The sequence below is a fragment of the Streptomyces millisiae genome (genome assembly GCF_031845425.1).
Taxonomy (GTDB): Bacteria; Actinomycetota; Actinomycetes; order Streptomycetales; family Streptomycetaceae; genus Streptomyces; species Streptomyces millisiae.
Map to the genome: position 1 here is coordinate 40,946 of NZ_JAVREM010000003.1, position 18,508 is coordinate 59,453.

At 73.8% G+C, this 18,508-nt stretch carries 18 protein-coding genes; 11 read left to right on the plus strand and 7 right to left on the minus strand.

The features are described from left to right. Positions 1-5: 5 nt before the first annotated feature. From RNC47_RS04355 to RNC47_RS04385, 7 genes are all read left to right on the plus strand, one after another. Positions 6-1,019 (plus strand): peroxidase-related enzyme, encoded by a 1,014-nt coding sequence (locus RNC47_RS04355; protein WP_311595670.1) that lies wholly within the window; start codon positions 6-8, stop codon positions 1,017-1,019. Then, positions 1,016-3,295 (plus strand): molybdopterin-dependent oxidoreductase, encoded by a 2,280-nt coding sequence (locus RNC47_RS04360; protein ID WP_311595672.1) that lies wholly within the window; start codon positions 1,016-1,018, stop codon positions 3,293-3,295. Before RNC47_RS04355 ends, RNC47_RS04360 begins: the two co-directional genes overlap by 4 nt. 86 nt (positions 3,296-3,381) lie before the next feature. Next, positions 3,382-3,867, plus strand: a complete 486-nt coding sequence (locus RNC47_RS04365) for a VOC family protein (protein ID WP_311595673.1) — start codon at positions 3,382-3,384, stop codon at positions 3,865-3,867. 83 nt (positions 3,868-3,950) lie between these two features. Then, positions 3,951-5,165, plus strand: a complete 1,215-nt coding sequence (locus RNC47_RS04370) for an acetyl-CoA C-acetyltransferase (protein WP_311595674.1) — start codon at positions 3,951-3,953, stop codon at positions 5,163-5,165. Between the two features lie 32 nt (positions 5,166-5,197). After that, positions 5,198-7,222 carry an enoyl-CoA hydratase-related protein gene (locus RNC47_RS04375; RefSeq protein WP_311595675.1) on the plus strand — a complete coding sequence of 675 codons (2,025 nt, stop codon included), beginning with the start codon at positions 5,198-5,200 and terminating at the stop codon, positions 7,220-7,222. 159 nt (positions 7,223-7,381) lie between these two features. Further along, positions 7,382-7,819 (plus strand): DUF4334 domain-containing protein, encoded by a 438-nt coding sequence (locus tag RNC47_RS04380; RefSeq protein ID WP_387095021.1) that lies wholly within the window; start codon positions 7,382-7,384, stop codon positions 7,817-7,819. 22 nt (positions 7,820-7,841) lie between these two features. Beyond that, complete coding sequence (locus RNC47_RS04385) at positions 7,842-8,933, plus strand: NAD(P)-dependent alcohol dehydrogenase (protein WP_311595677.1); 1,092 nt, start codon at positions 7,842-7,844, stop codon at positions 8,931-8,933. On the opposite strand, the gene RNC47_RS04390 is transcribed toward RNC47_RS04385, so the two are convergent. From RNC47_RS04390 to RNC47_RS04400, 3 genes are all read right to left on the minus strand, one after another. After that, a complete protein-coding gene (locus RNC47_RS04390; RefSeq protein WP_311595679.1) occupies positions 8,911-9,486 on the minus strand; it encodes a phosphotransferase-like protein in 576 nt (191 codons plus the stop codon). The genes RNC47_RS04385 and RNC47_RS04390 overlap by 23 nt on opposite strands. 348 nt (positions 9,487-9,834) lie before the next feature. After that, entirely contained in the window at positions 9,835-10,521 is a 687-nt protein-coding gene (locus RNC47_RS04395; RefSeq protein WP_311595681.1) for an SDR family NAD(P)-dependent oxidoreductase, read from the minus strand. A gap of 29 nt (positions 10,522-10,550) precedes the next feature. Next, positions 10,551-10,943 (minus strand): ester cyclase, encoded by a 393-nt coding sequence (locus RNC47_RS04400; protein ID WP_311595683.1) that lies wholly within the window; start codon positions 10,941-10,943, stop codon positions 10,551-10,553. A 120-nt stretch (positions 10,944-11,063) separates the two neighbouring features. Here RNC47_RS04400 and RNC47_RS04405 point away from each other — a divergent pair, with 120 nt between their 5' ends. After that, positions 11,064-11,690, plus strand: coding sequence for a TetR/AcrR family transcriptional regulator (locus RNC47_RS04405; protein WP_311595684.1), 627 nt, complete (start codon positions 11,064-11,066; stop codon positions 11,688-11,690). Here RNC47_RS04405 and RNC47_RS04410 read toward each other — a convergent pair. Next, positions 11,687-12,262, minus strand: coding sequence for a hypothetical protein (locus tag RNC47_RS04410; protein ID WP_311595685.1), 576 nt, complete (start codon positions 12,260-12,262; stop codon positions 11,687-11,689). The genes RNC47_RS04405 and RNC47_RS04410 overlap by 4 nt on opposite strands. A gap of 87 nt (positions 12,263-12,349) precedes the next feature. Beyond that, positions 12,350-13,285: an NADP-dependent oxidoreductase gene (locus RNC47_RS04415; RefSeq protein ID WP_311595686.1), complete on the minus strand. Its 936-nt coding sequence runs from the start codon at positions 13,283-13,285 to the stop codon at positions 12,350-12,352. Between the two features lie 113 nt (positions 13,286-13,398). On the opposite strand from RNC47_RS04415, the gene RNC47_RS04420 reads away from it, so the two are divergent. Continuing rightward, positions 13,399-14,403, plus strand: coding sequence for an aldo/keto reductase family protein (locus RNC47_RS04420; RefSeq protein WP_311595687.1), 1,005 nt, complete (start codon positions 13,399-13,401; stop codon positions 14,401-14,403). Between the two features lie 70 nt (positions 14,404-14,473). On the opposite strand, the gene RNC47_RS04425 is transcribed toward RNC47_RS04420, so the two are convergent. Continuing rightward, positions 14,474-15,490, minus strand: coding sequence for an aldo/keto reductase (locus tag RNC47_RS04425; RefSeq protein ID WP_311595688.1), 1,017 nt, complete (start codon positions 15,488-15,490; stop codon positions 14,474-14,476). A gap of 81 nt (positions 15,491-15,571) precedes the next feature. Beyond that, the gene (locus RNC47_RS04430) at positions 15,572-15,952 is read right to left on the minus strand and encodes an ArsR/SmtB family transcription factor (RefSeq protein ID WP_311595689.1); all 381 of its coding nucleotides are present in this window, start codon (positions 15,950-15,952) and stop codon (positions 15,572-15,574) included. Between the two features lie 116 nt (positions 15,953-16,068). Between RNC47_RS04430 and RNC47_RS04435 the strand changes: the two genes are divergently transcribed. Beyond that, positions 16,069-17,289, plus strand: a complete 1,221-nt coding sequence (locus RNC47_RS04435) for an MFS transporter (RefSeq protein WP_311595690.1) — start codon at positions 16,069-16,071, stop codon at positions 17,287-17,289. A gap of 172 nt (positions 17,290-17,461) precedes the next feature. Beyond that, the gene (locus tag RNC47_RS04440) at positions 17,462-18,484 is read left to right on the plus strand and encodes an SGNH/GDSL hydrolase family protein (protein WP_311595691.1); all 1,023 of its coding nucleotides are present in this window, start codon (positions 17,462-17,464) and stop codon (positions 18,482-18,484) included. The last annotated feature ends 24 nt before the right edge of the window (positions 18,485-18,508 follow it).

The following is an 18,508-nucleotide window of genomic DNA, read 5'->3' on the forward strand; positions in this document are numbered from 1 at the left end:
GCGCCGTGTACGACGTCATCGACCGGCTCGCCGGGGACCTGCCGGAGGTCACCCGGCTGCGGGCCCTGCGCCCGCGCCTGGTGGGGCTCCAACAGCGCGCGCATGACGTCCTGTTCGGCGGCGGTCCCGCGGTGCTGCCCGAACTGCGGGTCGCCGCCCGGGCGGTGGCCGCCGCCCACCGGCACCCCGCCGCGCTCGCGCACTACGCCGCCGGCCCGGAGGAGGGACCGCGCGCGGCCGCGGCCGCCGCCCACGCCAGGCTGCTGACCCACGCCCCGGGCACCGCGTCGGCCGCCGACATCGAGGCCCTGTACGCGGCCGGCTTCGCCGACGCGGAGATCGTCACGCTCTCCCAGGCGATCGCCTTCGTCAACCAGCAGCTGCAACTCGCCGCCGGGCTGCGGCTGCTGGCCACCGGGCGCCCCGCCGAAGGACCGACACCCACCGTGGCCGGCGGCCCGCGCTTCACCACCGAGGTGCTCACCTGGCACCCCACCGTGCGGCCCATCCCGGTCGCGGAGCTGAGCGCGGAGCACCACCGGGCGCTGGCCGGAAAGCGGCCCGACACCCCCTACTTCCGCACCCTCGGCCACGATCTCGCGATCCTCACCGAACGCACCGCCATCGACCTGGCGGCCTTCGCCTCCGAGGGCGGTCTGCCCCGCGCCGAGCGCGAACTCGCCGCGACCGCCGTCTCGTTGCACAACGGCTGCGTCTACTGTGTCTCCGTGCACGCCAGGCTCGCCGCCCGCCACGGTCTCGACCGGGCCGCCGTGGCCCGGCTCCTCGCCCACGGCTCGGACGCCGTCATCGGCCGCCGCGCCAGCCTGGTGGTGCGGCTGGCCGCCGGCCTCGCCCCGGTGCCGACCACCGCCACCGGCGCCGACGTGGCCGACCTCAGGGACGCCGGCCTGACCGACCTCGAACTGGTCGACCTGGTGCACTGCGCCGCCTTCTTCGCCTGGGCCAACCGGCTCATGCTCAGCCTCGGCACCCACCACGAGCCGGCCACGCCATGACCGAGCACCGCCCGCACAGCTCGCACTACGGCGCCTTCCACGCCGCCCACCACCCGGGCGAGGACCGCCTCAGCCTCCGCCCCGACCCCGGCGACCCCGAACCCTCGCCGCTGCTGCGCAACCTGCCGGCGTTCAGCAGGGCCAGGGTCGACCGGCCGTACGTCAGGCGCGGCTGGCTGACCCGGGGCCCCGGGCCCGACCCCGAGCGCGGCCGGGACGCGTTCGTGCCGGTCGAGTGGGACGAGGTCGTCCCGCTGCTCGCCCGCGAACTCGACCGGGTCCGCACCACCCACGGCAACTCCGCCATCTTCGGCGGCTCCTACGGCTGGGGCAGCGCCGGCCGCTTCCACCACGCCCAGAGCCAGGTGCACCGCTTCCTCAACCACCTGGGCGGCTACACCCGCTCGGTCAACACCTACAGCCTGGGCGCCTCCCGGAACCTGCTGAGCCACGTCGTCGGCGACGACCGGTCGATCGTCGAGCCCACCTCCTACCTGGTGCTGGCCGAGCACACCGAGCTCTTCGTCTGCTTCGGCGGCATGCCCGCCAAGAACTCCCAGGTCAACGCCGGCGGCGTCAGCCGCCACACCGCCGCGGGCCAGTTGCGCGCCGCCCGCGCCCGCGGCGCCCGCTTCGTACTGGTCAGCCCGTTGCGCGACGACTTGGCCGACGATCTCGACGCCGAGTGGATCGCCCCGCTGCCCGGCACCGACACCGCGCTGCTGCTGGCCCTCGCGTACGTCCTGCTGGTCGAGCGCCGCTATGACGCCGCGTTCTGCGCGACGCACGTCACAGGCTTCGACGTGTTCCGCGACTACGTCCTCGGCGGCGCGGACGGCGTGCCCAAGACCCCCGCCTGGGCCGCCGCCGTCTGCGGCGTCCCCGCCGACCGCATCGCCCCGCTGGCCCGCGAGATGGCCGCCCACCGCACCCTGGTCTCGCTCAGCTGGTCCCTGCAGCGCGCCCACCGCGGCGAGCAGCCGATCTGGGCCGGCATCGCGCTGGCCGCCCTGCTCGGCCAGATCGGCCTGCCGGGCGGTGGCTTCGGCCACGGCTACGGCGCCACCGCCGGCACCGGCGCCGGGCTGCTGCCGTACGGCCTGCCCACCCTCCCGCAGGGCACCAACCCCGTCCCCGACTTCATCCCGGTCGCCCGCATCGCCGACCTGCTGCTGCGCCCCGGCGAGAGCTACGAGTACGACGGGCAGCGGCTCACCTACCCGGACACCCGGCTCGTCTACTGGACCGGCGGCAACCCGTTCCACCACCACCAGGACCTCGCCCGGCTGCGCCGCGCCTTCACCCGCCCCGACACCGTGGTCGTCCACGAGCCGTTCTGGACCGCGACCGCCCGGCACGCCGACCTCGTGCTGCCCGCCACCACCACCCTGGAGCGCGAGGACCTCGGCGCCGCCCGGCAGGACCCGGTGCTGATCGCCATGCACCGCGTCGCCGAACCGCGCGGCCAGGCCCGCGACGACTACGCCATCTTCGCCGACCTGGCCCACGAGCTCGGCGTCGGCGAGGCGTTCACCGAGGGCAGGACCGCCCGGCAGTGGCTGGCCCACCTCTACGAGGGCTGGCGCGCCGACCTGCCACCCGAGCACAGGCCCACCGAGGACTTCGACGCGTTCTGGCGCGCCGGTCGCGTCACGCTGACCGGCCGGCGCACCCGGCACACCCTCTACGAACGCTTCCGCGCCGACCCGAAGCGGCACCCGCTGGCCACCCCCTCGGGCCGGATCGAGCTGTACTCGGCGACCGTCGCCTCCTTCGGCTACGACGACTGCCCGGGACACCCCGCCTGGCTGCCGCCGCCCGCGCCGGACCCCGAGTTCCCCCTGTGGCTCGTCGCCAACAACCCGGCCACCCGGCTGCACAGCCAGCTCGACCACGGCCCGCACAGCGCCGCCGCCAAGGTCGCCGGCCGCGAACCGGTGCGCGTCCACCCCGAGGACGCCGCCGCCCTCGGCCTGACCGAGGGCGAGGTCGTCAGGCTGCGCAGCGCCGTCGGCTCCTGCCTGGCGGCCGTGGTGCTCAGCGACGCGCTGCGGCCCGGCGTGCTGCAACTGGCCACCGGCGCCTGGTTCGACCCCTCCGCCCCCGAGGTGGCCACCTGCGTGCACGGCAACCCCAACGCGCTCACCGCCGACGTGGGCACCTCACGGCTGGCCCAGGGCTGCACGGGACAGCACACCCGGGTGGCCGTCGAGCGGCTGACCGCGCCGCCACCGCCGGTGCGGGCCCACCAGCCGCCGCCCATAGCGAGCCGGTGAGAGACCTCCCTCGCCGGCACCGATGAGTCCCGCCGTGCCCGCCGGTCTACCCGACGACAGGACAGCTACCGGCGAAGGAGCTCACGATGGACAAGATCACCACCTGCCTGTGGTTCGACGGCCAGGCCGAGGAGGCCGCCACGTTCTACACGTCCGTCTTCCCCGACTCGCGGGTGGTGGACATCACCCGCTACACCGACGCCGGCCCCGGCGAGCCCGGCTCGGTGCTGACCGTGGCCTTCGAACTCGCCGGCCGGAGCTTCGTCGGCCTCAACGGCGGCCCGCAGTTCACCTTCAACGAGGCGATCTCGCTCCAGGTCGACTGCGCCGACCAGGCCGAGGTGGACGAGCTGTGGGCCACGCTCACGGCCGACGGCGGGGAGGAGGGGCCCTGCGGCTGGCTCAAGGACAAGTACGGGCTGTCCTGGCAGATCGTGCCCCGGCGGGCGACGGAGCTGTTCTCCTCGCCCGACGGGGCCGGGGCCGCCGCCGCTATGCGGGCCATGATGGGCATGAAGAAGCTGGACATCGCGGCCCTGGAGGCGGCCTACGAGGGCCGGTCCGCGTCTTGACCACCCCGGGAGGGGCTTCTAGCGTTCCTCCCGTCGGTAGTTAACTACCGTTCAGTCACTTGGGTGGAGGGAAGGGCCGGAGCGTGACCACCGAAGCCTATGTCTACGAGGCCATCCGCACGCCGCGTGGCCGCGGCAAGGCCACCGGCGCGCTGCACGGCACCAAGCCGGTCGACCTGGTCACCGGGCTGATCGGCGAGCTGCTGCGCCGCCTCCCCGGGCTCGACCCGGCGGCCGTCGACGACATCGTGCTCGGCGTGGTCAGCCCCGTCGGCGACCAGGGCTCGGACATCGCCAGGGTCGCCGCGTTGGCCGCCGGGCTGCCGCACAGCGTGGCCGGCGTCCAGGAGAACCGCTTCTGCGCCTCGGGCCTCGAAGCGGTCAACCTGGCGGCCGCCAAGGTCCGCGCCGGCTGGGAGGAGCTGGTGATCGCCGGCGGCGTCGAGTCGATGTCCCGGGTGCCGATCGGCTCGGACGGCGGCGCCTGGTTCGAGGACCCGATGACCAGCATGACCATCGGCTACGTCCCACAGGGCGTCGGCGCCGACCTGATCGCCACCGTCGAGGGCTTCACCCGCCGGGACGTCGACGAGTACGCCGCCGAGTCCCAGGCCAGGGCCGCCGCGGCCTGGAAGGACGGCCGCTTCGACCGCTCCGTGGTGCCCGTACTCGACCGGGCCGGCGTCCCCGTCCTGGAGCGCGACGAACACCTGCGCCCCGGCACCACGGCCGACAGCCTGGCCGGCCTCAGGCCGTCGTTCGCCGCCCTCGGCGAGGCCGGCGGCTTCGACGCCGTGGCGCTGCGCAGGTACCACTGGCTGGAGCGGATCGATCACGTCCACCACGCGGGCAACTCCTCGGGCATCGTGGACGGCGCCGCCCTCACCCTGATCGGCAGCCGGGCGGCCGGCGAGCGCTTCGGCCTCACGCCCCGCGCCCGCGTCCTCTCGGCCGCCGTCTCCGGCTCCGAGCCCACCATCATGCTCACCGGCCCCGCCCCCGCCACCCGCAAGGCGCTGGCGCGGGCCGGGCTCACCATCGACGACATCGACCTGGTCGAGATCAACGAGGCGTTCGCCGCCGTGGTGCTCCGCTTCATGCGCGAGTTCGGCCTCGCCCCCGACCGGGTCAACGTCAACGGCGGCGCCATCGCCCTGGGCCACCCGCTGGGCGCCACCGGCGCCATGATCCTCGGCACCCTCCTCGACGAGCTGGAGCGGCGGGACCTGCGGCGCGGCCTGGTCACCCTGTGCGTCGGCGGCGGCATGGGCATCGCCACCGTCGTCGAACGCGTCTGACCACCCGCCGGGAGAGAGCAGGAGCCGTCGCCATGACCAGCAGCACCGCCCACGACGTCATCCGCTGGGAGCGGGACGCCGACGGGATCGTCACCCTCGTCCTCGACGCCCCGGGACGCTCGGCCAACACCGTCGACGCCGCCTTCACCGCCGCCCTCGACCGGGCCGTCGACCGCCTGGAGCGGGAGCGCGACGACCTCACCGGCGTCGTCGTCACCTCCGCCAAGAAGTCCTTCCTCGCCGGCGCCGACCTGCGCGAGCTGATCGCCGTCCCCCGCGAGCGCGCCGCTGACTTCCTCGCCGCCAACCTGGCGGTCAAGCGCACCCTGCGCCGCCTGGAGACCCTGGGCCGGCCGGTGGTCGCCGCCCTGGGCGGCAGCGCGCTCGGCGGCGGATACGAGCTGGCCCTGGCCTGCCACCACCGGATCGCCCTGGACGCGCCCGGATCGGAGATCGGGCTGCCCGAGGTCACCCTCGGCCTCCTCCCGGGCGGCGGCGGGGTCACCCGCACCGTCCGGCTGCTCGGCCTGCTCGGCGCGCTGCCCACGGTGCTGCTCGAAGGCCGCCGACACACCCCGCGCGAGGCGCTGGCCGCCGGCCTCGTCGACGAACTGGCCGCCGACCCGGAGGAGTTGCTGACCAAGGCGCGCGCCTTCGTCCGCGCGAACCCGGATGCCGGGCAGCCCTGGGACACCGAGGGATACCGGATCCCCGGCGGCACCCCGGGCGACCGCGCCCTCGCCCCCCGACTCATCGCCCTCCCCGCCCAGTTGGAGAAGCGGCTGCGCGGCGCCCCGTTCCCGGCGCCGCGCCTGCTGCTGGCCACCGCGGTCGAGGGCGCCCAGGTCGACCTGGAGACCGCGCTGCTCGTCGAGGGCCGCTACCTCACCGAGCTGGTCACCGGCCAGACCGCCAAGAACATGATCCAGGGCCTCTTCTTCGACCTGCGCGCGGTCACCGCCCGCCGCGACGCCGCCGCCCGGCCCGCCCGGCCCACCCGCCGCGTCGCCGTGCTGGGCGCCGGCGAGCAGGCCGGCGCGATCGCCCGCGCCTGCGCGGCCGCCGGCCTCGACACGGCGGTCACGGAGGCCACCGAGGAGCTGGCCGGCCGCGACGTGGTCGTCGTCGCCGCCCCCGACGAGGCCGACCCGGACCACAAGGCGTTCGAGCACGTCGCGGCGGCGCTCGATCCCGACACCCTGCTGTGCGCGACGAGCCCGGCCGTGCCCGTCGCCCGGCTCGCCGAGCAGACGGGGCGCGCCGAGCTCGTCGGACTGCGCTTCGCGGGCCCCGCCGACCGGGCGCGGCTGGTGGAGATCGTGCGGGGACCGGCCACCGGCGACGCCGCGCTCGCCCGCGCCCTCGACCTGGCCAGGGTGCTCGGCAGGACCCCGATCGTCGTCCACGAAGGACCAGGTGGCTCGTTCGTCTCCCGGGTCCTCGGCCGCTACCTCGCCGAGGGCGCCGCCATGGTCGGCGAGGGGATCGCGCCCGCCAGCGTCGAACAGGCCGCCGCCCAGGCCGGCTTCGGGACAGGGCCGCTGGCGCTGCTCGACGAGGTGTCGCTGCCGCTGTTCCGCCGCACCCGCGGCGGCGCGGCCCCGCACCCGGGGGACGCCGTGGTCGACCGGATGCTCGACACCTTCGACCGCCCGGGCCGCGCCGCCGGCGCCGGCTTCCACGACTACGACGCGGAGGGCCGCCGCACCCGCCTGTGGCCGGGCCTGCGCGAACACTTCGCCAGCGCGGGGGCCGCCCCCGCCGACCCGGCCGAGCTCGGCGAGCGGTTGCTGTTCGCCGCCGCGATCGAAGCGTTGCGCTGCCTGGAGGAGGGGGTGGTCGCCTCGGTGGCCGAGGCCAACGTCGCCTCACTGCTCGGCGTCGGCTTCCCCGGCTGGACCGGCGGCGCCCTCCAGTTCGCGACCGGCCACCCCGGCGGACCGCCCGCCGTCGCCGCCCGCGCCGCGGCGCTCAGCGCCGCCCACGGCGAACGGTTCGCCCCGCCGCCGCTGTTGGCGGCGAAGGCGGGACGCGGCGCGGTCTTCACCGATGGCTGAAGCGCGCCGCCCCTTCCCCGGGCGACCTTGTTCGGTCCCGGGCTCCGGCGTACGGTCGGTCGCGATCGAGAACAGTTGAGTTCGTAAGGCGCCGCTACCGGCCCCCATGGGGAAGGGACGCTGATGAACATCGAGGAAGCCCGGCTGAGATTCCACCACTTGAGGAAGCGGAACGACGGGGTGTCGAGCGTGGAGCTCGACCGGATCTGGTCCTGTCTCGACACGGTGCCGGCCAAGGACATCCTGGGCCGTTGGAAGGGGCAGGGCTTCGCCACCGGACACGGCCTCTACCAGCGGCTGTCGGCCATCCGCTGGTTCGGCAAGACGTTCAACTCGGTCACCGACGCGAAGCCCCTCATCTGCTACGGCGAGAACGGCGAGCTGTTCTCCAACGTCGCGCTCGGCGGGGGCGAGGCCAGCCTGTGGAACATCGAGTTCCGCGGCGAGGTGACGGCCACCATGGTGTACGACGGCCGGCCCGATCTCGACCACTTCAAGCGGGTCGACGACACGACCCTGATGGGCATCATGAACGGCAAATCGGAGCTGGTCCTGCACAATGGCCAGCACTTCTACTTCCTGCTCGAACGAGTCTGAGGCTGCCTGAGGAGAGTCCGCGATGCGGATAACGGCCGCGGTGTCGAGGGCCACGGAATCCGGTTTCACCCTCGAGACGGTGGAGCTCGATCCGCCGCGCGAGGACGAGATCCTGGTGCGGATCGCGGCCGGCGGACTCTGCCACACCGACCTCGCCATCAGATCGGCCATCACCGCGGAACACGGCCCGGTGGTGCTCGGCCACGAGGGCGCCGGCGTGGTCGAGGAGGTCGGCGACGCGGTCGCCGGCGTCAGCCCGGGGGACCGGGTCATCCTCAGCTACCGCAGCTGCCGCCGGTGCGGCCGGTGCCTGGCCGGCCGCCCGGCCTACTGCGAGGACAGCATGCGGCTGAACAACTCGGGCCGCCGCGTGGACGGTTCGGCCACCATGCGGCAGGGCGGCGCGCCGGTGGCCGGCTCCTTCTTCGGCCAGTCGAGCTTCGCCACGCACGCCCTGGCGTCGACCGACAACGTGGTGGTCGTCGCCCCGGACGCCGACCTGACCACCGTGGCGCCGCTCGGCTGCGGCTTCCAGACCGGCGCCGGCGCGGTCCTCAACGTGCTGCGCCCCGGCCCCGACGCCGGCTTCGCGGTCTACGGCGCGGGCGGCGTCGGCCTCTCCGCGCTGCTCGCCGCGAAGGTCGCCGGCGCCGCGAGCCTGGTGGTGGTCGAACCCGTCGCCGAGCGGCGGGCGTTGGCCACGCGCCTGGGCGCCACGGCCGTGGTCGACCCGGCGGCCGGCGACGTGGTCGCCGCCGTCCGCGAGGCCACCGACGGCGGCCCCACCCACGCGCTCGACACCACCGGCATCCCGTCCGTCGTCGCCGACGCGGCCCGCGCCCTGGCCCCCACCGGCACCCTGGTGGTCGTCGGCCTCGGCGACGCCCAACTCACCCTGGACCTCCAGGACCTGATGCTCAACGGCAAGACGGTGCGCGGCTGCATAGAGGGCGACGCGGTGCCGCAGCGCTTCATCCCCGAACTGCTCGACCTGCACGCCGCGGGCCGCTTCCCGGTCGACGAGCTGATCACCACCTACTCCTTCGCGGAGATCAACCGGGCGGTCGACGACCAGCGTTCAGGCCGCACGGTCAAACCGGTCCTGGTGTGGTGACGCGCGCCTCGGCCAGCCGACGGAGGACCGCGTCGACGGTCTCCTCCGGCGTCTGCGCCGAGGTGTCGAGCCACAGCCCGAGCCGCGGCGTCTCCTCACGCAGCGACCGGTCCAACTCGGCCACGGACCAGGCGCCGTACCCCTTCTTCCCCCGCCCCGCCTCGCGCCGTGCCACGGCCTCCTGACCCGGCGCCAGCACCACGACGTACAGCGGCCGGGTCCTGACGAGCCCCACGTAGTGGACCAGGTCCTCGCCCAGCACCACGTCCTGCACGACCGCCGTCCAGCCCGCCGCCGCGTACCCGTCGGCGGCGGCCGCCGCCAGCCGGTAGCGCAAGCGCAGTTGGGCCTCCGCCTCGGGCGAGGCGTCGGGCGTCAGCTCCTCCCGCCCCGACACCATCCACCGCCGGAACACGTCCCCCCGCACATGCGCCGCCCTCGGCAACCGCTCGGCGAGCGCCTGCGCGACGGTCGACTTCCCGGCCGCCATGACGCCGGTGACAAGCACGACGGAGGACGCGAGGGCGTCGGTCGGATTCTGGCGAGCGCTCATGATCGGGGAAACCATCCCGATGTGTTGGAAGTTCCGTCGGCGGCGGTTTCCAGGCTGTCAGGGGAACACGTGGCCCTCAGGCTCCGTGCTCCCGGGCCGACGCGATGCCCGCCCGTACCGCTTCCGGCAGGGCTTCCAGGCCCTGCGCCCGCTGCCATTCCCCGGCCGAGTGGCGCCATGTGTGTCGCGCCGCCGGGGCTTGGGGCGGACCGGCGACGAGCTCGACGGTCCGCCTCCCTGCCTGCCCTGGCCGTGATCTCGTCGGTCATGGCGCGACGCTACACGCGGGGACCGGCGGCTGCCAGGCGCCCTGTGTCGTCATCGTTCGCGGAGCCTCCTGCTACGCGCCTACCAGGGCAACTCCCCGGTCTCGTCCTGGAACGTGCCCGTCGGGCCGTCCGCGTCGAGGGTCGCCAGACGCACGACGGTCCTGGCGCTCTCCTCCGGTGACCTTCCGCCCTCCATGGCCGCGGTCATGTCGGTGGCCGTGAAGCCGGGTTCGAGTGCGTTGAACCTGATGCCCGGGTGGGCCTTGGCGTACTGGACGGTGAGCATGGTGGCCGCCGACTTGGACGCGGAGTAGAGCGTGGCCGTCAGGTGGAACTCCGGTCGGTCGGGGTTGTTCACGGCCCAGAACGAGCCGGCGCTGCTCGAGACGGTGACCACGTTGGGGTTCGATGATCTGCGCAGCAGGGGGAGTGCCGCCTCGGTGACGCGCACGATGCCCACCGCGTTGGTGTCGAAGACCCGGAGCGCCGTGGGACCGTCGACGGCGCCGGTCGTCAGGATGCCCGCGTTGTGTACCAGCACGTCGAGCCGGCCCTCGGCCGAGTCGATCCTCGCCAGCGCGCTGTTCACCGACGCGTCGTCGGTGACGTCGAGTTGTACGAAGCGCGCGCCGAGTGCGGCCGCGGCCTTCTCGCCCCGCTCGACGTCCCGCGCGCCGAGGTAGACGACGTGGCCCAACTCCAGGAGCTGTCTCGCCGTCTCGAAGCCGATGCCCTTGTTGGCCCCGGTGATCAGGGTGATGGTCATGCGGTTCCCCTTCGAGGTGTGTGTTCCGGTCACCGGGTCAACTGCCGGAGCAGTTCGCCGGCGTCGTGCAGGGCCGTCATGTGCACGAACCGCCCGTCGCGCACCTGGTAGATGGCGTACTCGACGATCTCGAACGACGCTCCGGTGGGAGCTACGCCGAGCCACTCCTTCGCCGGAGTGCCCGTGTTGACCAGTCGCGCGGCCAGCCGGTCGCCGTCGAAGAGCAGTTCCTCGAGCTCCCAGTGGAGGTCGGGAACCGCGTCCACGTCGGCCTTCTGGACCGCGATGACGTCGTCCCGGGTGGCCGGCTCGCCGTTCAACGTGGGCCGGTCGGCGATGAACTCGTCCATGGCGTCGAACTCGTGGGCGTTGAGCTGGTCGATGTAGCGCAGGTAGAACGCGCGCAGATCACCGTCGGACATCTGATGGCCCTTCCGTGGGGCGGGCCCGGCTCGGCCCGCTTCGACTTCCGCATCGATCGCTGCAGAACTCGAACGATAGCAGTTCTGTAGCGATCGATGCGGAAGAGGTAGGCTGCGGGAGTGGAGACGAAACAGAGCGGCCCGATCGGGCGACCACGGGGATTCGACGCCGACGAGGCTCTCGAGCGCGCCGTGCTGGTCTTCTGGGAGCACGGCTACGAGGGGGCCAGCCTGGCCTGCCTGACGAAGGCGATGGGCATCTCCACCACCAGCATGTACGCCGCCTTCGGCAACAAGGAGGAGCTGTTCCGCAAGGCCCTGGAGCGGTACACCGAAGGCCCCGGCGGATACCTGGCCCGGGCCCTTGAGGAGCCGACCGCCCTCGACGTCGCCACCGCGATCCTGGCCGGCGCCGTCCGAAGCACCACCCGGCCGACCCGTCCGCACGGGTGCATGGGCGTCCAGAGCGCCCTGACCACCAGTGATTCGGGGCGGGAGGTCCGCGACCATCTCGTCGCCTGGCGCAACGACAGCCACTCCCGCGTCCGAGAGCGGTTCCAGCGCGCCGTCGACGACGGCGACCTGCCCCCGGAGACCGATCCCGGGCTGTTGGCCCGCTACGTCACCACCCTGGCCTTCGGTATCGCTGTGCAGGCCGCGAGCGGTGTCGGCCGCGACGAACTCCAGGGGATGGTCGACGCCGCCCTGCGTACCTGGCCGCTCCCGCAGAACCCGTCGCCCGGCTAGACCAGCGGTGGTTGCGCGGGGGGCAGTGGCTCCCGGGAGGGGAGCGGATCCGCGGGCAGGCGCGGCTCGGGGACGACCGGGGGTGGTTGCATGTCGGCGAGGACCAGGGCGCTGGACGGCACGGCCCTGCGCTGGCGGGTGAGCGCGGCCAGTGCCCGGTACAGCTGCTCCTCGCCCTGGTAGGCCTCACGGGCGAGCACCAGCCGGGCGTCGGTCTCCAGGTTCTGCCAGGCGTACCGGCGCATCAGGTTCACCCGTTGCCGCTCGAAGCTGCGCAGGAACTGGGAGCCGGCGCTGAAGCCGGCGGCGAGCAGGGCCAGGATCGCGGCGGGCACGCGGGCGTCGGGGGAGGCGAGCCCGGCCGCGCCGGAGACGCCGGCCAGGACGGCGGCGGGAAAGCCCAGGACGAGGTAGGTGGCGTTCCACAGCTTGGCGCGGCGCTGGGCGCGGCGGGCGCCGATCCTGGCCTCCTCGATGAGCTTCTCGACCTCCGAGCGCAGGTGCCGGAGCTGCGCGCTCTCACCCGGGCCGGGCAGGGGGGCCGGCGGCTCCGTGCTGTCGCCGTCGAGCATCGGCCTCCCCCGGAAGACGCTGGTTCGGCAACCTGACCGTCTGCCGAACTCGCCTGCCCTTCATGCTAGTTGGCCGAGGCCGGCCCGTCAGGGGAGCGCCACGGCCAGTTTGCCCACCGCGCCGCGGTTGAAGTCGGCCAGGGCCTCGGTGGCGTCGGCCAGCGAGTAGGTGCGGGTGATGGGGACGCGGATCGCGCCGGAGGCGACGTCGGCGGCGAGGCGGTTGAGGGTGGCGATGTCGGGCGAGGCCGTCACCGCCGTGACGCCGAAGCCGCGGCCGGCGGCCTGTTCCGGTCCGAAGCCGAGCGTGGAGGCCATCCGGCCGCCGGCCGTGACCAGCTCCGCCAGCTCCATGCCGTTGCCGGCGAAGTGCAGCGCCGCCGAGACGCCCTCGGGGGCGATGGCGCGCACCTGCGCCAGCAGGTCGCCGGCGTGGTCGACGATGCGGGCCCGGTCGCCCGAGAGGCCCTGGACGAACTCGGTCGGTGGTCCTGGGCGGGCCGTGGCGATCACGTCGGCCCCGGCCGCCAGCGCGTACTGGAGCGCGAACGCGCCCACGCCGCCGGTGGCGCCGGAGATCAGGACGACGTCCCCTGGTGCCGGGGCGATGGCGGAGATCGCGTCGAGCGCGGCCGTGCCGGCGAGGCCGAGCGCGCCGGCGTCGGTGGGGGTGACCCCGGCCGGGATCCGGCTCACCCCGAACTCCTCGGCGACCGTGACGTACTCGGCCAGCGCGCCGGTGCCGGGAAACGCCCCGGTCACCACCCCGAAGACGGCCTCGCCCACCGAGAAGCGGCCCACCCGCTCGCCGACGGCGTCCACCGTGCCGGCGAAGTCCTTGCCGAGCACGAAGGGGAGCTCCGGGTCCGGGTGGGGGATCAGGCCGCCGGCCACCGCGGCGTCGTAGCCGTTGACCGAGGAGGAGGCCACCCGTACCAGCAGTTCGCCGGCGGCCGGGGACGGGTCGGGCAGTTCGGCCACCACCGGGTCGCCGGGGATCTCGTACATCGTCAGCGCGCGCATCGTCGTGGAGGCTAAGGGAAGGGCGCCGCGACATCACCGCACCACACAGTTCACGTCCACGATGACCAGCCATTCGAGCTATTAACCGACGGGGCAGATAGGGTCTGGGAATCATGGAATACCGACACCTTGGCCGCAGCGGTCTGCTGATCAGCGAGATCGCCTACGGCAACTGGCTCACCCACGGTTCCCAGGTCGAGGAGGAGGCGGCCACCGCCTGTGTCCGCGCGGCCCTCGACGCCGGGATCACCACTTTCGACACCGCCGACGTCTACGCCGAGACCCGTGCCGAGTCGGTGCTCGGCCGGGCGCTGAAGGGCGAGCGCCGTGAGGGCCTGGAGATCTTCACCAAGGTCTACTGGCCGACCGGGCCCGGCCGGAACGACCGGGGCCTGTCGCGCAAGCACATCATGGAGTCCATCGACAACTCGCTGCGCCGCCTGCAGACGGACTACGTCGACCTGTACCAGGCGCACCGCTACGACCGGTTCACCCCGCTGGAGGAGACCATGTCGGCGTTCGCCGACGTCGTCCACTCCGGCAAGGCGCACTACATCGGCGTCTCGGAGTGGCCGGCCGAGCAGATCCGTCGGGCCCACGCGCTGGCCACCGAGCTGCGCATCCCCCTGGTGTCCAGCCAGCCCCAGTACTCGATGCTGTGGCGGGTCATCGAGGGCGACGTCATCCCCACCTCGGAGGAGCTGGGCCTCGGGCAGATCGTCTGGTCGCCGATCGCCCAGGGCGTGCTGACCGGCAAGTACCTGCCGGGCCAGCAGCCGCCGGAGGGCTCGCGCGCCACCGACACCAAGGGCGGCGCCAACATGATCAGCCGCTTCATGCGGGACGAGGTGCTGGAGGCCGTGCAGCGGCTGCGTCCGCTGGCGGACGAGGCCGGCCTCTCGCTGGCGCAGCTCGCGGTGGCCTGGGTGCTGCAGAACCCGAACGTCTCGGCGGCGATCGTGGGCGCCTCGCGTCCCGAGCAGGTCGGCGAGAACGCCAAGGCGGCCGGCGTGAAGCTGGACGCGGACCTGCTGAAGCGGATCGACGAGGTGATCCTGCCGGTCGCCGAGACCGACCGGATCAAGGCCTACCAGAACGTGCCGGCTCAGCGGCCGTGACGTCCGCCGTCCGGCGGGGGTGACGCCCCCGCCGGACGTGGTTCCGGGTGCCGCCCGCCCGGCGGAGCGCTCAGGCTCCGGCCGCGTCCAGCCTGGCCAGCTGCTCCTGGCTCAGCTTCACCTCCAGGGCGGGCAGCGCGGCCCGGTAGTGCTCGGTGGTGCGGGGCCCGACGAGCGGGATCACCGTCGGGTCGGTCTGGTGTAGCAGCCAGGCGAGCGCCAGCTGGTTGCCCGTCACCCCGGCCTCCGCCGCCACCTCGTCCAGCACCGCCAGCCTGGCGTCCGCGTCGGGACCCGCGTAGGACGCCATCAGCCAGTGGTCGCGGCGCCTGGCCGGGTCGCCGTAGATCCCCTTGAGGATGGGGGAGTAGGCGACGAGCCCCAGGTCGGGGTGGGCGCGCAGGTAGTCCAGCTGCTCCCCGCCGGTGATCGAGACGGCGTCCAGGCCGGCCTTGGGGCGCAGGTACGAGTGCTGCTGCTGGAGGGCGACCGGCGCCGGCCAGCCGTGGCGCTCGCACAGCTGCCTGATCCGCTCCAGGCGCCAGGTCCGCACGTTGGACCAGCCGAGGTACCGGACCTTGCCGGCCCGCACGATGCCGGCCAGCGCCTCCAGCGTCTCCTCCAGCGGCGTCGACAGGTCGTCGACGTGCACGTAGTACAGGTCGATGTGGTCGGTGCCGAGGCGGCGCAGACTGTCGTCCACGGCCCGGCGCAGCGTGTCGGCCCCGGCGCCCTCGAAGCCGCCGTCGTGCGCGGCCTCCCAGATCGGCTCGTCCCCCTCGCCCCAGACCCGTGACAGGTCGGGCACCCGCGCGGCGCCCTTGGTGGCCAGGAACACCTTCTCGCGCCGCCCGCCGCCGCGCGCGAACCAGCGGCCCAGCAGTTCCTCGCTGTGCCCGCCGTGGCTGCCCCGGTCGTTCCACCAGGCGTAGCAGTTGGCGGTGTCCAGGAAGGTGCCACCGGCCTCGACGTAGTCGTCGAGCATCGCGAACGAGGTGGCCTCGTCCGTCAGCGTGCCCATGTTCATGCAGCCGAGCGCGAGCTGACTGACCTGCTCGCCGGTGCGGCCAAGTTGCACGGTCTTCATACGGGTTCGCTCCCCACGGCTCCACGTGTGTGACAACGCGCCGACGCTACGAGTTGGAGCGCACGCCAAGTCAACGGCGGATCAGGGCGCCGGCGGTCGCCAGGCGGCGACGAGCGCCAGCAGGCCGGGGAAACGCGCCTCCAGGTCGTCCACCCGGACGTGACTGCGCCGCTCCAGCCCGTACTGCCGCTGCCGGATCAGCCCGGCCTCGCGCAGCGCGCGGAAGTGGTGGGTGAGCGAGGACTTGGGGCGGTCGATGCCGAACCAGCCGCAGGGGTGGTCGAAGGCCTCGGACTCCATCAGCAGGGCGCGGACGACGCGCAGCCGCAGCGGATCGCTGAGGGCGCCGAGCACGGCCTCCAGGCGCAGTTCGGCGCGGGCTGGCTCGGGCAGCGGCTCCGGGGCGCCGGCCGGCACGGGGCGGGGGGCGGGGAACGGGCGGGTGGCTGCTGCTTCCGGCATGGCGGCCTCCTCGACGACTCTCGTTGTACGGGTTGCATCGTACAACGGGTTATGTTCGACTTTCCTCGCACCAATAGTACGACTCCAGTCGTACTGTGTTCTTCGAGGGAGAGTCCATGGCAGCCGCCCATTCCCACCGTGCGGTGTGGTTCGCCGCCTGGCCGGTGACGGCCGTCTTCGCGCTGTCCAACACCGCCACCCCGCTCTATGTGCTCTGGCAGGAGCGGATCGGCTTCTCGTCCGGGACGCTGACGGTGATCTTCGCCTGCTACATCGTGGGTCTGCTCGGTGCCCTGCCGGTGGCGGGCGTGACCTCGGACCGGATCGGCCGCCGGCCCGTGCTGCTGCCGGCGCTGGCGCTCGGCGTGGTGGCCGGCGTCGTCTTCGCCACCGCCACCTCGGTGGCCGCGCTGGCCGTGGCCCGGCTGCTCACGGGCGTCGCCGTCGGCGTCGTCGTCTCGGCGGGAATGGCCGCGGTGACGGACGTCGCGGGCCCGGAACGGCGGCGGCTCGGCGCGCTGCTCGCCTCCACGGCCATGGTGCTGGGCGCCGGGCTCGGACCGATGCTGGCGGGCGTGCTGTCGCAGACCCTGCCGGCGCCGACGGTGACCGTCTTCCTGTTGGAGATCGCGCTGCTCGGGCTGGCCGTGCTGGTCGTGCTCCGCCTGCCGCTGCGCGGGCCCGCGCAGCCGGCGTCGACCGGGCCGTGGATCAGGCTCCCGTCCGTCCCCCGCGCCAACCGGCGTGCGCTGCTGCTCGGCATCGCCGTCTTCGCGCCTGGCATCACCGCGACGTCATACGTCCTCTCGCTCGGCCCTTCGCTCCTGTCGCGCCTGCTCGGCACCGACAACCGGATGGTCGCCGGCCTGATGGCGTTCGTCATGTTCGGTGCCGCGACGGGCGTCCAGTTCGCGGTGCGGCGGGTGGCGGTGCGGAGCGTCCTGCTGGCGGGGGCGGTCGCCGGCGTGGCCGCCATGACCGGCCTTGTCGTCGCCGTCCACCAGGCGTCGGTCCCGTTGCTCCTGGGCACCGCGGCGCTGGCCGGCACCGCGCAGGGGCTCGGCCAGCTCGGCGGCCTCACGCTGCTCGGCGAGGCGGTACCGGCGGCGCGCCGCGCCGAGGCCAACGCCGCGCTGAACACGGGCGGTTACGTCCCGGCCGGGCTGCTTCCCGTGGCCGCCGGCTACCTGGCCGACGCGGTCGGCCTCACGGCCGCGACGACGGCCTTCGCCACGGTGGTGCTGCTCGCGGCGGCGACGGGTGCGGTCCTCGCCCTCGGCGTGGCGCGGACGGCGTCGGAGACGCCGAAGGCACCGTCGGCCAGCGCGGCGCGCTGACCGCGCCGCGAAGCGCCGCTTCGCGGCGCAGGCGACCGACTGTCACGGCGGCGTCCGCGCCGCCGGTGGAAAGGTCTCGAAAACGTGCCGAAAGCATTGGCCCGTCAGGGCCAACCCGCTTTGCTGGCACACGCGTTGGCCGCGGGGGCGGTTCACCGGAAGGGTGTGCGTGATGCGATTCGCGAGATGGTTGGTCGCCGCCGTGCTGATGGCGATGGTGGCGACCGGGGCCCTGGCGCCGGCCGCCGTGGCCCGGCCAGCGGAGGCGGCAGCCACGGTGGCGCCGACCGACCCCACCATCCGTTTCACGGGTCGCTGGGACACCAGCGACCCGACGGCCTACACGCCCTACTGGGCGGGCGCCTATCTCACCGTCGGCTTCACCGGAACCACCGTGCGGCTCCAGCAGCGCGACACCATCGACCTGTACGCCAGCATCGACGGCGGCCCGACGGTCGCGTTCACCAACGTCAGCGGAGTGGTCAACCTGACGCCCCAGCCGCTGGCGGCCGGCAACCACACGCTGGTGGTCAGCTACCGCGTGGTGGCCGGCTCCTACCGGGGCGACGCGGTGTTCCGCGGGCTCACCCTCGACGCCGGGGCCCGGACGTTCGCCACGCCGCGCCGGGAGCGGCTGATCGAGTTCGTGGGCGACTCGATCACCGTGGGCACCACCACCAGCCGCAACCACCTCACCGCCTACCCGTGGCTGATCGGCGAGCAGCTCGGCGCCGACCACACCGCGATCGCGCAGGGCGGCGCCTGCCTGGTGGCCGCCGACTGCGTGGGCCTCGAGCAGCAGTTCACCAAGCTCAACCCCAACGCGCCCACGCCCGACTGGGACTTCTCCCGCTACCGGGCCGACGCCGTGGTGATCAACCTCGGCACCAACGACGTGGGGCACGGCGTGAGCGGCGCCCAGTTCCAGGCGTCGTACACCAACCTGCTGCGCACCGTCCGGCAGAGGTACCCGAACGCCTGGATCTTCGCGCTCGGCACCTTCCGCGGGCGGTACCTGACGGAGACCAGGGCCGCGGTGTCGACCGTCACTGCGGGCGGCGACGCCCGGGTGTCCTTCGTCGACACGGCCGGCTGGCTCGGCTCGGCCGACCTCTCCGACTCCGTGCACCCCAACGACCAGGGGCACCGGACCATCACCAGCCGGCTGGCGCCCGTCATCGCCGCGCGTCTCTAGTCCGCCGGTCCGCTCAGATTCACC